The organism is Variovorax sp. FW301-JW7, assembly GCF_058788795.1.
Genome location: NZ_JBYTBC010000019.1, coordinates 14437 through 29448, shown reverse-complemented (window position 1 = coordinate 29448; position 15012 = coordinate 14437). Strand labels below are relative to the sequence as shown.

General features: G+C 69.5%; 15 protein-coding genes. 2 read left to right on the top strand and 13 right to left on the bottom strand.

All coding sequences use genetic code 11. The features are described 5' to 3' along the window. Positions 1–236 precede the first annotated feature (236 nt). Together AC3WQM_RS30130 and AC3WQM_RS30125 are read left to right on the top strand one after the other, a co-directional pair. Positions 237–464: a tyrosine-protein phosphatase gene (locus AC3WQM_RS30130; RefSeq protein ID WP_492683616.1), complete on the top strand. Its 228-nt coding sequence runs from the start codon at positions 237–239 to the stop codon at positions 462–464. A gap of 89 nt (positions 465–553) precedes the next feature. Further along, complete coding sequence (locus AC3WQM_RS30125) at positions 554–1675, top strand: zinc-binding dehydrogenase (protein ID WP_492683615.1); 1122 nt, start codon at positions 554–556, stop codon at positions 1673–1675. Between the two features lie 70 nt (positions 1676–1745). Here the strand turns inward: AC3WQM_RS30125 and kdpE are convergent, their stop codons facing one another. From kdpE to soxB, 13 genes are all read right to left on the bottom strand, one after another. Next, on the bottom strand, positions 1746–2447 hold the full coding sequence (gene kdpE / locus AC3WQM_RS30120; RefSeq protein ID WP_062480698.1) for a two-component system response regulator KdpE: 702 nt from the start codon (positions 2445–2447) through the stop codon (positions 1746–1748). 8 nt (positions 2448–2455) lie between these two features. Beyond that, positions 2456–5203 (bottom strand): DUF4118 domain-containing protein, encoded by a 2748-nt coding sequence (locus tag AC3WQM_RS30115; RefSeq protein WP_492683614.1) that lies wholly within the window; start codon positions 5201–5203, stop codon positions 2456–2458. A gap of 13 nt (positions 5204–5216) precedes the next feature. After that, on the bottom strand, positions 5217–5348 hold the full coding sequence (locus tag AC3WQM_RS30110; protein WP_255221096.1) for a hypothetical protein: 132 nt from the start codon (positions 5346–5348) through the stop codon (positions 5217–5219). Continuing rightward, positions 5338–5655 (bottom strand): hypothetical protein, encoded by a 318-nt coding sequence (locus AC3WQM_RS30105; RefSeq protein ID WP_492683613.1) that lies wholly within the window; start codon positions 5653–5655, stop codon positions 5338–5340. Before AC3WQM_RS30105 ends, AC3WQM_RS30110 begins: the two co-directional genes overlap by 11 nt. A gap of 53 nt (positions 5656–5708) precedes the next feature. Continuing rightward, the gene (gene kdpC / locus AC3WQM_RS30100; protein ID WP_492683612.1) at positions 5709–6308 is read right to left on the bottom strand and encodes a potassium-transporting ATPase subunit KdpC; all 600 of its coding nucleotides are present in this window, start codon (positions 6306–6308) and stop codon (positions 5709–5711) included. Positions 6309–6321: 13 nt separating this feature from the next. After that, positions 6322–8430 carry a potassium-transporting ATPase subunit KdpB gene (kdpB, locus tag AC3WQM_RS30095; RefSeq protein ID WP_492683611.1) on the bottom strand — a complete coding sequence of 703 codons (2109 nt, stop codon included), beginning with the start codon at positions 8428–8430 and terminating at the stop codon, positions 6322–6324. 13 nt (positions 8431–8443) lie between these two features. Then, positions 8444–10243 (bottom strand): potassium-transporting ATPase subunit KdpA, encoded by a 1800-nt coding sequence (gene kdpA, locus AC3WQM_RS30090; protein WP_492683610.1) that lies wholly within the window; start codon positions 10241–10243, stop codon positions 8444–8446. 1 nt (position 10244) lies between these two features. Further along, positions 10245–10343, bottom strand: a complete 99-nt coding sequence (gene kdpF / locus AC3WQM_RS30085; RefSeq protein ID WP_056576794.1) for a K(+)-transporting ATPase subunit F — start codon at positions 10341–10343, stop codon at positions 10245–10247. Further along, positions 10340–10480, bottom strand: coding sequence for a hypothetical protein (locus AC3WQM_RS30080; RefSeq protein ID WP_169805043.1), 141 nt, complete (start codon positions 10478–10480; stop codon positions 10340–10342). The genes kdpF and AC3WQM_RS30080 overlap by 4 nt, the downstream gene beginning before the upstream one ends. A gap of 113 nt (positions 10481–10593) precedes the next feature. After that, positions 10594–10941, bottom strand: coding sequence for a hypothetical protein (locus AC3WQM_RS30075; protein ID WP_492683609.1), 348 nt, complete (start codon positions 10939–10941; stop codon positions 10594–10596). An 8-nt stretch (positions 10942–10949) separates the two neighbouring features. Continuing rightward, positions 10950–11945: a DUF3829 domain-containing protein gene (locus tag AC3WQM_RS30070; protein WP_492683608.1), complete on the bottom strand. Its 996-nt coding sequence runs from the start codon at positions 11943–11945 to the stop codon at positions 10950–10952. Positions 11946–12129: 184 nt separating this feature from the next. Beyond that, positions 12130–13245, bottom strand: coding sequence for a YeeE/YedE family protein (locus AC3WQM_RS30065; RefSeq protein WP_492683607.1), 1116 nt, complete (start codon positions 13243–13245; stop codon positions 12130–12132). A gap of 42 nt (positions 13246–13287) precedes the next feature. Beyond that, entirely contained in the window at positions 13288–15012 is a 1725-nt protein-coding gene (gene soxB, locus AC3WQM_RS30060; protein ID WP_492683606.1) for a thiosulfohydrolase SoxB, read from the bottom strand.

Here is a 15012-nt window from a genome sequence, read left to right as displayed (position 1 = left end):
CACCGCATCACGCCCACGCTGTACCGCAGCGCGCAGCCGCGGCGCGCCAACGTGGCGGCGCTGCAGTCGCTGGGCATCCGCACCGTCGTGAGCCTGCGTTCCTTCAACGACGACCGGAAGGTGTTTGCGGGCAGCGGCATCCGGCTGGTGCGCGTGCCGATCAACACCTGGGCCATCGACGACGCCAAGGTGCTGCGCGCGCTGGTCGCGATGCGCGAGGCCGAAAAGCAGGGGCGGTGCTCATCCACTGCATGCACGGCGCCGACCGCACGGGCGTGGTGGCGGCCGTCTACCGCATGGCCGTGCAGGACTGGGACAAGGACAGCGCGCGCCAGGAGATGCTGCGCGGCGGCTATGGGTACCACACGCTGTGGCGCAACATTCCGCGCTACATCGAGCGGCTCGACCCGCTGCGGATGCGCCATGCGCTGGCCCATGCCCCGGTGATGCCCAGGGTGTCTTGAAGGCGCCAGCAGGCGCGCGCACCCGCTCCTATACTGGCCGCCCCGTGGCCGATGGCCATCTCCGAACGACCTTTCACAGGGGCTTTCCCATGGCACTCCAACTGCGCTCCCTCGTCCGTTCCAACGGCGAACTCGAACTCTCCCTGCACGACGACCCGGTGCCCGAACCGCAGGCCCACGAGGTGGTGATCCGCGTCGAGGCCTCGCCGATGAACCCGTCGGACCTGGGCCTGCTCTTCGGCGCCGCCGACATGAGCACCGCCGTGGCCTCCGGCACCGCCGATCGCCCGGTCGTCACCGCCACGGTGCCCGAACGCGCGCGCGCCTCGATGGCGGCGCGGCTCGACCAGTCGATGCCGGTGGGCAACGAAGGCGCGGGCGTGGTGGTCAAGGCCGGCTCGTCGCCGGCCGCGCAGGCGCTGCTGGGCAAGACCGTGGCGGCCATCGGCGGCGCGATGTACTCGCAGTACCGCGCGGTGCCCGTGCAGATGTGCCTCGAGCTGCCGGCGGGCACCACGCCGGCCGAGGGCGCGTCGTGCTTCGTGAACCCGCTGACCTCGCTGGGCATGGTCGAGACCATGAAGCGCGAAGGCCACAAGGCGCTGGTGCACACGGCGGCGGCCTCCAACCTGGGCCAGATGCTCAACAAGATCTGCCAGAAGGACGGCATCGACCTCGTCAACATCGTGCGCAAGCCCGAGCAGGAAGCGCTGCTGCGCGGCATCGGCGCGAAGTACGTGTGCAACGCCAGCTCGCCGGACTTCCTCGAACAACTGACCGACGCCCTGGTCGCCACCGGCGCCACGCTGGCCTTCGACGCCACGGGCGGCGGCAAGCTGGCCGGCCAGATCCTCGGCTGCATGGAAGCGGCGCTGAACCGCACCGCCAAGGAATACAGCCGCTACGGCTCGACCACGCACAAGCAGGTCTACATCTACGGCGGCCTGGACCGCAGCCCGACCGAGTTCGTGCGCAACTTCGGCATGGCCTGGGGCATGGGCGGCTGGCTGCTGTTCCCGTTCCTGCAGAAGCTGGGCGATGAAGGCACGCAGCGGCTGCGTTCGCGCGTGGTGGCTGAGTTGAAGACGACGTTTGCGAGCCACTACACGCGGGAGGTGTCGCTGGTCGAGGCGCTGCAGCTGGATGCGATCGGGGTGTATGGGAAGCAGGCGACCGGGGAGAAATTCCTGCTGAATCCGAACAAGGGCTGATCGGGAGCGCGCCCGACAGGCGGCGCGGCGCGGTCGGCCCCGCCCCTCGTTTTTTCTTTTCTGTTTCTGTTTAGACGACCAGCCGGTACCCCACCGCCGTCTCCGTCAACAGATGCTTCGGCTGCGCCGGATCGGCCTCCAGCTTCTGCCGCAGATGTCCCATGTAGATGCGCAGATAGTGGCTCTGATCCGTGTGCGACGGGCCCCACACCTCGCGCAGCAGTTGCCGCTGCGTCAGCACGCGGCCGGCGTTGGCCACCAGCACCGACAGCAGCCGGTACTCGGTCGGCGTGAGGTGCACCTCGGCGCCGGCGCGGCGCACGATGCGTGCGGCGCGGTCCAGTTCGATCTCGCCGAAGCGGAACACGGCCTCTGCGGCCGGCTCATCGCCGTTGCCGCCCGCGGCACGCGGTCGGCGCAGGTTGGCGCGCACGCGGGCGAGCAGTTCGCCGGTGCCGAAGGGCTTGGTGAGGTAGTCGTCGGCGCCGGCGTCGAGCGCGGCGATCTTGTCGGCTTCGTCGGTGCGGGCCGAGAGCACGATGATCGGCACCTGCGACCAGCCGCGCACATCGCGGATCAGCGACACGCCATCGCCGTCGGGCAAGCCCAAATCAAGCACCAGCAGGTCGGGTTGCCGCGTGCCGGCGGCGGCCAGGCCGTCGCGCAGGGTGCCGGCCTCGTGCACCTGCCAGCCTTCGGCCTCGAGCGCGCCGCGCACGAAGCGGCGGATCTGCGGCTCGTCTTCGATCACGATGGCGGTGGGGGATGGCATGACGGGTTTCAGAGCTGGGCTTCAGCGGGTTCGGGTGGCTCGCGGCGCGGCAAGGTGACGGTGAATTCTGCACCGCCGTCGCGCGCATTCGCCGCGCTGATCTCGCCGCCGTGCGCGCTCACCACAGCGCGGCAAATGGCCAGGCCAAGGCCGACGCCGGGCGTGGCGGATTCGGCCTCGCCGCGCGTGAACTTGTCGAACAGGGTCTGCTCGCGGCCGTGCAGCGCGGCGGGCAGGCCGGGGCCGTGGTCGCGCACCGTGAGCACCAGCGTGCCGGGCTCGGCGCGTGCGCCCACCTCGATGGGTGCGGCGCCGTACTTGGCGGCGTTCTCCAGCAGGTTGACGAGCACGCGCTCGATGAGCACGGCGTCGAACTCGACCAGCGGCAGCTCAGGGTCCCACGCGGTCTGCACGGTCATGCCGCGCAGCGCGGGGCGGGCGGCGCGGATGGCGGCGCCCACCACCTCTTCGACCGACTGCCAGTCGCGCCGCAGGTTGACCGCGCCGCCGGCCACGCCGCTTTCGAGGCGCGCCATGTCGAGCAGGTTGCTGACGAGCGCATGCAGCGCGTGGGCCTGCGTGACGATGGCGCGCGCGGCCTCGCCGTGTTCTTCGGTCGGCAGGGTCTGCAGCGATTCGGCCAATGCGATGAGCGCGGTGAGCGGCGTGCGCACGTCGTGCGAGATGGCGCCGAGCAGCGCGTTGCGCAGGCGCTCCGATTCCATCTCGACCACGGCGCGCTGCGCGACTTCGACGTAGTGCACGCGCTCCAGCGCGATGGCGATCTGGCGCGCCAGCGTGTCCAGCTGCTGCGCCTGCTCGGGAATGAGCAGCCAGCGCGGGCGGGCCGGGCACAGCGCGAGCACGCCGCGCACGCGCATGGGCGCGCGCAGCGGCACGTAGTGCCAGGGCTGGGCGGCGAGCGTGGCGGTGGCCAGGCCGGCGGGCTGGCCGTGGCGGAAGGCCCAGTCGGCCACCTGTGCGTCGAAGCCGGGCGGCGGGTCGACGGGAGGCACGAGCTGGTCGGCGGCGTCGGTGACCAGCACGCGCGCATGGCCGCCAAAATGGGCCTGCACGGCGGCGGCGCCGAGCGCGACGACCTGGGTGCTTTCGAGCGCGGCCGAGAGTTCGCGCGTGAGCTCGAACAGCGAACGCGCACGGCGCTCGCGGCTGGTCGACACGCCGGCCGCGAAGCGCAGCCCGGCCGTGAGCTGGCCCACCAGCAGACCCACGCCGAGCATCACGGCGAAGGTCAGCAGGTACTGCACGTCGCTGACCGCGAAGGACAGGCGCGGCGCGACGAAGAAGTAGTCGAAGGCCGCCACGTTGAGCATGGCCGCGAGCGCCGAAGGCCCTCGCCCGAAGCGCATCGCCACGCCCACCACGCCGAGCAGGAACAGCATGACGATGTTGGTCAGCTCCAGCACATTGGCCAGCGGCGCACAGAGCAGCGTGAGCGCGATGCTGGTGGCAGCCGCCCAGGCGTAGCCGGGCCAGCGGGACTGCGCGCGCTCGTCGTCCTCGTCGTCGGCACGGGTCGCCGCGAACGGCGCCTGCGACAGGCGACGTGCGCTGTCGGCGCGGCCGACCTCGAGGATGTCGAGTGCCGGCGCCTGTTGCGCCAGTGCGCGCGCCAGCGGCACCGCGGACGCGCCCCACCCGCGCTGCCATCCGCGCACGGGCTCCGATCGCCCGATGACCAGCGTCGCGCAATTGAGGCGCCGCGCCTGTTCGGAGAGTTGCTCCGCCACGTCGGCGCCGGTGAGCACCGCCGTGGCCGCGCCCAGTTCCTCGGCGAGCTTGAGCACGGCGAGGATGCGGTCGCGCTGCGCGGCATCCAGGCGCTGCAGCCGCGGCGTCTCGACATACGCGGCATGCCAGCGCACATTGAGCTGGCCCGCGAGCCGCGCCGCCGTGCGCACGGTCTGCGCCGCGCCCTCGTGCGGGCCGACGCAGGCCAGGATCGCGCCCGAGGTGTTCCAGGCCTGCAACGCGGCGCCGCCCTGCCCGTTGCCGCCGGGGCCCGACTGTTCGACACGCCAGCCGCGCACATCGTCTTCGACATGTTCGGCGGTGCGGCGCAGGGCGATCTCGCGCAGCGCGATCAGGTTGCCCTTGCGGAAGAAATTCTGTGCGGCGCGCTCGGCCTGCTGCGGCAGGTAGACCTTGCCGGCCGCGAGCCGCGCCGTGAGTTCGTCGGGCGTGACGTCGACCAGCACCACCTCGTCGGCTTCGTCGAGCACGGTGTCGGGCACGGTCTCGTGCACGCGCACGCCGGTGATGGCGCCGACGGTGCCGTTGAGGCTTTCCAGGTGCTGCACGTTGAGCGCCGACCACACCTCGATGCCGGCGGCCAGCAGCTCCTGCACGTCCTGCCAGCGCTTGGCGTGGCGCGAGCCGGGTGCGTTGGTGTGGGCCAGTTCGTCGACCAGCAGCACGGCGGGCTTGCGCGCCAAGGCGGCGTCGAGGTCGAACTCGGCGAGCGTGCGGCCCCGGTAGGGCAGCTCGCGCAACGGCACCGTATCGAGCCCTGTCAGCAGCGCGGCGGTCTCGCTGCGGCCATGCGTTTCGACCACGCCGATGAGCACGTCGCGCCCGGCCTCGCGCTCGCGCCGGGCGGCGCTGAGCATGGCCCAGGTCTTGCCCACGCCCGCGCTGGCACCGAAGTAGATGCGCAGCTTGCCGCGCAGCGCGCGCGCCTCGTCGCTGCGCAGTTGCGCGAGCAGGGCGTCGGGGTCGGGGCGGGTCTCGGGCATGGGGGAGTGCAGATTAGCGCATCGGCCCGTTCTTGCGCCGCCGTTCATGCCGGCGTGCGGTGCGCGACAGCACCCACCAGGCGAAGCCCAGTGGCACGAACAGCGCCGCCATGGCCAGCAGCGCGTGCAGCAGGTCAGTGACCATGGCGCAGGCCGCAGCGCGCGAGGTGATCGCGCCAGCTCATGAGCCGGCCGATCTCGCCCGAAGGCACGCATTCGATGAGGCGGTGCAGCACCTCGGCATAGCGCGCGGTCGGAAAACGGATCATCAGGCGCACGCAGGGCGCGTCGCTCTCCTGCGAGCTGCAGGCATGCAGCAGCGGCTCGCAGCGCACCACGCCGGCCTCGGCGCAGGCTGCGATGCTGCGGCGCACGCGCAGCGCGTCGGCGCAGCAGACGGTCACGTCGAGCACGTGGAACTGCGTCGTGCGCGGCGCGATCGGACTTCGCACGACAGCGACCGGATGTTCACGGTAGGCGGCATAGGCCATGGTTGTCTTTCTCCTCAACGCACCGTCGAAGAAGTCGAAGCATCGAGCGCCAGGTTCAGCGCCAGCACGTTGACGCGCGATTCGCCCAGCACGCCCCACAGCGGCTTCTGGGTGTTCTGCACGATCAACACGTTCACCTGATCGATCGGCACGCCGCGTTCACGCGCCACACGGGCAGCCTGGTAGTGCGCGGCGGCGGGGCTGATGTCGGGGTCGAGCCCGCTGGCCGAGGCCGTGACGAGGTCCACCGGCACCGGCGCGGTGTTGCCCGGGTCGGCCGCGCGCAGCGCCTCGACGCGTGCCTTCACGGCATCGGCCAGCGCGGGGTTCAGCGGGCCCTGGTTGGAGCCGCCCGAGGCGCTCGCGTTGTAGGGCTGCGGTGCGGTGGCCGACGGGCGGCCCCAGAAGTGCTTCGGGTCGCTGAAGTTCTGGCCGATGAGCGCGGAGCCCACGGGCTTGCCGTCGCGCATAACCAGGCTGCCCGCCGCCTGCGCGGGGAACAGCGCCTGCGCGGCGCCGGTGACGGCCGCCGGGTAGAGCAGGCCGGTGAATGCGCTCAGCAGCGCGAAGAGCACGAGCGCGGGGCGGACGATGCTGCCGTTGTTGTTTTTCATGATGAAGAGCTCCTCAGACCAGATGGACTGCAACCAGCAGCCAGTCGATCAACTTGATGCCGATGAAGGGAACGAGCAAACCGCCCAGGCCGTAGATGGCGAGGTTGCGGCGCAGCAGCGCAGCGGCGCCCACCGGCCGGTAGCGCACGCCCTTGAGCGCCAGCGGAATCAGGAACACGATGACGAGCGCGTTGAAGATCACCGCCGACAAAATGGCCGACGACGGGCTGGCCAGGCGCATCACGTTGAGCGCGCCGAGCTGCGGGTAGGTCGACACGAAGATCGCCGGAATGATCGCGAAGTACTTCGCCACGTCGTTCGCGATCGAGAAGGTGGTGAGCGAGCCGCGCGTCATGAGCAGCGCCTTGCCGGTCTCCACCACCTCGAGCAGCTTGGTCGGGTTGGAGTCCAGGTCGACCATGTTGCCGGCCTCCTTCGCGGCCTGCGTGCCGCTGCCCATGGCCACGGCCACGTCGGCCTGCGCGAGCGCGGGGGCGTCGTTGGTGCCGTCGCCGGTCATCGCGACCAGCCGGCCTTCGGCCTGGTACTTGCGGATCAGCGCGAGCTTGTCCTCGGGCGTGGCCTCGGCCAGGAAGTCGTCCACGCCGGCCTCGGCCGCGATGGCGGCGGCCGTGAGCTTGTTGTCGCCCGTGATCATCACGGTCTTGATGCCCATGCGGCGCAGCTCGGCAAAGCGGTCCTTGATGCCGGTCTTGACGATGTCCTTGAGCTCGACCACGCCGAGCACGCGGTTGCCTTCGGCCACGGCCAGCGGCGTGCTGCCGCGGCGTGCCGTTTCTTCGGCGGCGCGCAGCATCTCGGCCGGCATGGTGCCGCCGAACGATTCGACATGCCGGCGCACCGCATCGACCGCGCCCTTGCGCAGCACGATGGCATCGGTGTCCAGGCTGTTGGCTGCGGCCGGGAGGTCGACACCGCTCATGCGGGTTTGCGCGGTGAACGGCACGTAGCGCAGCACGTCGACAGAGGCGGCTTCCAGGCCGTCGCGGCGTGCCAGCTCGACGATGCTGCGGCCCTCGGGCGTTTCATCGGCCAGCGAGGCGAGCATGGCGGCGCGTGCGAGGCGGCCCTTGGGCACGCCGGGCGCGGGCAGGAAGGCGCTGGCCTGGCGGTTGCCGTGCGTGATGGTGCCGGTCTTGTCCAGCAGCAGCACGTCGACGTCGCCGGCGGCTTCCACCGCGCGGCCCGAGGTGGCGATCACGTTGGCCTGCATCATGCGGCTCATGCCGGCCACGCCGACGGCCGAGAGCAGGCCGCCGATGGTGGTCGGGATCAGGCACACGAGCAGCGCGACCAGCGCGGTGAGCGACACCACGGTGCCCGCGCCCGCGGCCTCGACGCTGAACACCGAGAACGGCAGCAGCGTGACGGTGACCATGAGGAACACGATGGTGAGCGCGACCAGCAGGATGGTCAGCGCGATCTCGTTCGGCGTCTTGTGCCGCTTGGCCGCTTCGACCATGCCGATCATGCGGTCCAGGAACGACTCGCCTGGGTTCACCGAGATGCGCACCACCAGCCAGTCGGACAGCACGCGCGTGCCGCCGGTGACGGCCGAGAAGTCGCCGCCCGATTCGCGCACCACGGGCGCCGATTCGCCGGTGATGGCACTTTCGTCGACCGAGGCCACGCCTTCGATGACCTCGCCGTCGAGCGGGATCACGTCGCCGGCTTCGACCAGAACGACATCGCCCTTGCGCAGGTTGGGCGCCTGCTCCGGCAGCCACGGCGCGCCGTGGTGCGGCTGCTGCTGGTCCTTCAACTTCTTGGCCCAGGTGTCCTTGCGCAGGCCGCGCAGCGAGGCCGCCTGCGCCTTGCTGCGGCCTTCGGCCAGCGCTTCGGCGAAGTTGGCGAACAGCACGGTGAACCACAGCCAGATGGTCACGGCCAGCACGAAAGCGGGCTGCATGCCGGTGTCGCCCGGAAAGCTCAGCGCGTGCACCCACAGCAGCGTCGTGAGGATGCTCCCGATGTAGACGATGAACATCACCGGGTTGCGCCACTGGGTGCGCGGGTTCAGCTTGGCGAAGGCACCCCACAGCGCGGGCTTGACCAGTGCTGCATCGAACAGCGAGAGAGAGGTTTTGGTTTTGACAGTCATGGTGCGCTCCTTCTTATTTCCAGAGCACGAGGTGTTCGACGATCGGGCCCAAGGCCAGCGCCGGCACGTAGTTGAGCAAGCCGACCAGCAGCACGGTGCCGATCAGCAGGAAGACGAACAGCGGGCCGTGCGTGGGCAGCGTGCCGCTGGTGACGGGCAGGCGCTTCTTGGCGGCCAGCGCGCCGGCAATGGCGAGCACCGGCACGATCATCGCGAAGCGCCCGAGCCACATCGCCAGGCCGAGCAGGCCGTTGTAGAACGGTGTGTTGGCCGACAGGCCCGCGAAGGCGCTGCCGTTGTTGTTGGCGGCCGAGGTCAGCGCATACAGCACCTCCGAGAAACCGTGCGCGCCGGGGTTGGCAATGCCGACCTTGCCCGCGCCCGCGCTCACCGCCAGCGCCGTGCCCGCCAGCACCAGCACCGGCGTGACCAGGATGGCGATGGAGATCAGCTTCATCTCGCGCACCTCGATCTTCTTGCCGAGGTACTCGGGCGTGCGACCGATCATCAGGCCCGCGATGAACACCGCGAGCATGGCGAACACCAGCATGCCGTACAGGCCGCTGCCGACGCCGCCGAAGACGACCTCGCCCAGCTGCATCAGCACCATGGGGACCATGCCGCCGATGGGCGTGAGCGAGTCGTGCATGGCGTTCACTGCGCCGCACGAGGCCGCGGTGGTCACGGCGGCGAAGAGGGCCGAGGCATCGATGCCGAAGCGCACTTCCTTGCCTTCCATGTTGCCGCCGCTTTGCAGCGCGCTGGCCACCTGGTCCACGCCCAGCGGGCCCAGCAGCGGGTTGCCGGCCTGCTCGGCGGGCGTGGCGACCAGCACCGCCACCACGAACAGCACCGTCATCGCCGCGAGCACGGCCCAGCCCTGGCGCAGGTCGCCGACCACGCGGCCGAAGGCGAAGCACAGCGCCGCGGGGATCAGGAAGATCGCCAGCATCTCCAGCAGGTTGCTGAACGCCGTCGGGTTCTCGTAGGGGTGCGCCGAGTTGGCATTGAAGAAGCCGCCGCCGTTGGTGCCGAGCATCTTGATCGCTTCCTGCGAAGCGACCGGGCCCATGGCCAGCGTCTGCGTGGGGGTGGTGGCGTCTTCCATCACGGGCGCGCCCTTGTCGTCCTTCAGCGGCTGGCCGTCGGGGCCGTTCTTCGGTTGCTGGAAGGCCGTGGCTTCGATCGTCTGCACGCTCTTGTAGGCGTCGAAGTTCTGGATCACGCCCTGCCCTGCCAGGCACAGCGCGAGCACGAACGAGATCGGCAGCAGCACCCACAGCGTGACGCGCGTCACGTCGGCCCAGAAGTTGCCGACCAGGCCCTTGCCGTCACCCCGGCGCGCGAAGCCGCGCACCAGTGCGAAGGCGACCGCGATGCCGGTGGCGGCGGACAGGAAGTTCTGCACCGCCAGGCCGAGCATCTGCGTGAGGTAGCTCATGGTCGACTCGCCGGCGTAGCCCTGCCAGTTGGTGTTGGCGACAAAGCTCACCGCCGTGTTGAAGGCCGAGTCGGGCGACACCGCGCCCATGCCCGCCGGATTGAACGGCAGCCCGCCCTGCAGGCGCTGCAGGGCATAGAGAAAGATCGCGCCGATGGCGTTGAACGCGAGCAGCGCCAGCGCGTAGCGCAGCCAGTGCATCGACTGCTCGGGCTGCGTGCCCGCGAGCCGGTACAGCGGTGCTTCGACGCGCTGCATCCAGCGCGGCACGCGCTCGGCGCACAGCGCGGCCAGCAGCTTGCCCAGCGGCCAGGCCAGCACCAGCAGCGCGCCGAGGAAAAGGGCCAGCAAGACCCAGGCCGAGGTTTCCATGTCAGAACTCCTCGGCACAGATCAGCGCGAACACCAGGTACGCGAACAGGACCACGGCGACCAGCGCGCCGAAGCCGTACAGGACTTCGAGGCCGATCACGATGCATCCCCCGGCGTGCGTGTTGTCTCAACGCCCGCGTGCGGCTTTTGCGGCCCTTCGAGCCGGTTCAACCCGACGACCATGGCCGCCACCACGACCCACAGCGCCAGCAAGGCGCCCATCCAGACGATGTCCATTCATCACTCCTGCAAACAAGATGAAAGGAGTCTCGGCAGGCGTGCGTAAAACCGGGGGAAAGAGTGAGTGGGGGGGCGTAAAGAAAGCGTAAAAACGCGGCGCTGGCGCAGGCTCAGTGCGCCATCCACCGCCCGTCGTCACGCCGGCTGACGAAGTAACCGGCGCGGGCGGCGCGCGGGTCGTCGGCTGATTTTTCGTTGACGATGTCCATCTCGGCGCGCGCGATCAGCCAGGTGCCACCCTGCTTGCCGTTGGACCACTGGAAGCGGTGGAAGCGCGCGTCGGAGCCGATGTAGAAGGTGTGCTGCAGCGGCGACGCGCCGTAGTTGCGGAACGCGGTGACGGGAATCTGCTGCGTCTCGCGGGCGCTGCCGCATCCCGCCAACCCCGTCGCAACGAGAAGCGCCGCGACCACAAAGGCCGCGACGCGGCCGCGCGAAAGAACCTGCGCGGCGCCCATGGCCCGGGTCAGCGGCCGAAGCCGCGGTTGTACGAACCCACGGCGGAGTTGTAGTAGCTCACGATGTTCTTGTATGTCGACGGGAACTTGCTGTCCTTGAACGTGCGCCATTGGCCGATCATGTTCAGCAGGCTGCCGTGCAGCGACTCGTAGTTGTAGTTGGGCGCCTTGCCTGCTTCCCCCTTGGCCTTGGCTGCGGCCTTGGCTTCTTCGAGCGCCTTGGAGAGTTCTTCCAGGGAAGCCTGCAACTCGCTGGCCGCTGCATCGACCTTGGCGACGGCGTCCTTGTTCTTCAGGCCGTCGATCTGGTCGAGGCCGTTGACGAACTTCTTGGCCACCGCCATCGAGGCCAGCGTGTGGTAGTTGAGCATGTCGCCCTCGGCCTTGAGCTTGGCCATGCGTTCGGTGCGCGACGCCTCCTGCACGCGGTCCAGCTCGCTGCCCAGCTTGTCGATGCTGGCCAGCAGGCCCTTGAAGCCGGCGTTCATGTCGGCGTCGGCCGCGCGGGCCTTGACCCACTTGTCTTCGAGAAAGCTCTTGGACCGGTAGTACGGGTCCATCGGCGTCCAGACGGCGACGAGCTTCTCGCCCGTGGCCACCACGCCGTCGACGGCCGCGTCGAGCGCCGCGTCGCCCGAACCGTCGGCGCGTGCCTTCTTCAGGTCGTCCACGATGGACTGCACATCGGAAGGGCTGCCATAGAACGAGTTCCCGCTCGGCGACTTGCCGTTCACGTTCATCTGCACGTAGCTCTTGTACTTGGCACCCACGCTGCGGTTGTCGTCGATGAGCCGGTTGTAGCCCTGGCTGTAGGTGGTGCGGGCCGCGGCCTGCACGCGGGCCGGGTCCTTGGCGGGCTGGGTCTTGCCCGATGCGGACGGCGATGGCGAGGCTGCCGCCGGCGTCGGCTTGCTGTCTTCCTTGCAGGCCGCGAGCACGGCGCAGAAGCAAAGGCTCAAGGCAAACAGGCGCGTGCGCGCCGATCGGTTGTTGTGCGCGGTCATGGCGCTCTCCCTCGGTTGTGGTTGTTCGGTGCCGCGCCCGTCGATGAAGGCCATCGTTCGCAGCGGCATCAGGTGCGGAAAATGATAGCCAGCGCCACCGCGTCCGATCGTCGCGAACGCGCGAAAAACGCCCCGTGCACCGCACTAAATTGTGAGGATTCGCTTCAACGCACGGCGCTGGAAATCAGAGCGTGCGTTCGAGCTGCCAGCTTTGGTACTTCAGGCTTACCACCGCACCGATGACGATGCCCGCGATGGCCGGCAGGCTCGCGATGCTCAGCGTCGACAGCGCGCTCAGGCCCTGCCCGATGGTGCAGCCCATGGCCGTGACGCCGCCGATGCCCATGAGCACGGCGCCCGTCGCGTGGTGCGCGAGATCGCCGGTGCCGGCGAAGCCTTCCCAGCGGAATTCGCGTGACCACAGCGCATGCAGCGCGGCGCCCGCCACCACGCCGGCCACCGACACGATGCCCAGCGTGAGCCGCTTGTTGGCGTCGCTGTAGAACATGAGCCAGTCGAGCGCGTAGGCCACCGGCGTGACGAAGCTCAGCGCTTCGGCGCGGCCGGAGTTGGTGGCGAGGAACACATGCTCGAGCGTGAGCGGATGCTCCTCGACCACCGCCCAGTGGCCGCTGAGCCACCACGCGCCGACGACCAGCGCGCCGATCAGCATGCCGCCGACGAGGCTGCGCACGTCGCGCGTCTCGCGGCCCCATGCGGCCCACACGAGCAGCGCGCCGCCGAGCACCAGGCCGAGCGCGAGGCGCAGCGAGGCTGCGTTCAATTGGAAAGACGCGGCCAGCACATCAGGCAGCGACGCATTCATCGCCAGGTCGATGTGCACCGCATCGACGGTCGCGACGCGCAGCACCGCGGTGATGCCCTTCAGCGTGGCAAAGGCCGACACGCCCATGAGCACCAGCACCACCAGCGCCTTGAGGCTGCCGCCGCCCAGGCGCACCAGCGTCTTGTTGCCACAGCCCGAGGACAGCACCATGCCCACGCCGAACAGCAGGCCGCCGACCAGCGCGGCGAGCCAGAGGATCTGGTGCGAGGCGTAGAGCGTGCGGTCGGCATCGACGAGCCCCGCGGACACGAGCGCCGAGAAGCCGATGAGCGCCACGCCGCCGGCCGCGGCCCACTGCTTCACGCGGGTCCAGTCGCCCAGCGCCACCACGTCGCTGATCGCGCCCATGGTGCAAAAGCGCGTGGCGCGCGCGACGGCGCCGAACACCGCCGACAGCACGAAGGCCGCCACGAGCGCGAGCGTGGTGAGAAGGGAAAGCTGCGCGATGGACATGCCCCGATTCTAGGGAGCGACCCCGCGCGTGCGGGGCCCCATTCAGCCCAGGCCGGGGTTCGGCGCGATGTTCTTCAGCACGGGTTCGTCGAGCCGGCGCGTGGTCACCACCTTGCGCGACTTCAGCCACGGCTCGATGACCTCCCACACCGGCTTGTTGCCGGCCGTGCGCGCCTCTTCGCTCACGGGCGCCCAGCCCGCGACCTTGTAGCTGCGGCTGGCGTCGATGGGCTTGCCGCCCAGGCGCATGTCCTGGATGCGCTGGCCCATGGCGGCGGTCGGGTCGCAGGTGTACTGCAGCCCGCCCACGCGCACCATGTCGCCGCCCTGCTGGTAGTAGGGGTCGGGGTTGAAGAGGTTGTCGCACACGTCTTCGAGCACGGTCTTGAGCGTCTCGCCGGTCATCTGCGTGACGGTGGCGTACGAGTATGTGGTGGCCGTCATGTCCATCAGCCACTCGCGCGTGATCGCCTGGCCGGGCAGCAGCGAGGTGCCCCAGCGGAAGCCGGGCGAGAAGGCGATGGGTGCGTCCTGCACTTCCATGAGCGCGTCGAGCAGCAGCTGGTCGCCCGTGCCGTTGAAGTTGCCGCGCCGGTACAGCGCGCCGTCGGTGTGCGCCAGGGTTTCGGCCAGCTTGGCTTCGTAGGGTGCGCGCACGCGGGTGATGAGCGCGTCCATCTCCTTGTCGGCCGGGATGAGGTCGGAGAACACGGGCAGCAGGCGGTAGCGGAAGTCGCTCACCTTCTTGCCCTTGACGTCGAAGTCGATCACGCCGAGGAACTTGCCGTTGGAGCCGCCGTTGACCACGATGGTCTTGCCGCCCGCGTTGCTCACGAGCGTGGGCATGGGTGTGCCGTCGTGCGTGTGGCCGCCCAGGATGGCGTCGATGCCGGTGACGCGGCTGGCCATCTTCAGGTCGACGTCCATGCCGTTGTGCGACAGCACCACCACCACCTGCGCGCCCTTGCCGCGCGCCTCGTTCACCACGCGCTGCAGGTTGTCGTCCTGGATGCCGAAGGTCCAGTCGGCCACCATGTAGCGCGGGTTGGCAATGGGCGTGTAGGGAAAGGCCTGGCCGACGATAGCGCAGGGCACGCCGTTGATCTCGCGCATCACATAGGGCTTGAACACCGGGTCGCCGAAGTCGGCGGTCTTGACGTTCTGCGCCACGAACTCGACCTTGCCCGCAAAGTCTTTCTCGATGATCTGCTGGACCCGCGCCATGCCGTAGGTGAACTCCCAGTGCCCGGTCATCACGTCGACGCCGAGCAGCTTGCAGGCGTCGACCATGTCCTGTGCATCGGTCCACAGCGAGGTGGCCGAGCCCTGCCAGGTATCGCCGCCGTCGAGCAGCAGCGCGCCGGGGCGACTGGCCTTGAGCTGTTTCACCAGCGTGGCCAGGTGCGCGAAGCCGCCGACCTTGCCGTAGCGCTGCGCGGCCTTGTCGAAGTCGATGTAGGTGAGCGCATGTGCCATGCGCGTGCCGGGCCTCACGCCGGCGGCCTTCAGCAGGTGCTCGCCCACGAGGTGCGGCACCTTGCCGCGCATGTTCCCCACGCCGATGTTGACGCCCGGTTCACGGAAGTACAGCGGCTTGAGCTGCGCATGGCAGTCGGTCATGTGCAGCATCGATACATTGCCGAAGGCCGGCACGGTGTACATGCCGTCGAGGCCGGCGGCCACGCTGCTGCCGTGGCGACCCAGGCCCAGGCCGGCGACAGCGCCGGCACCGAGCATCTGGACGAACTCGCGCTTGGAAAGGTTCAT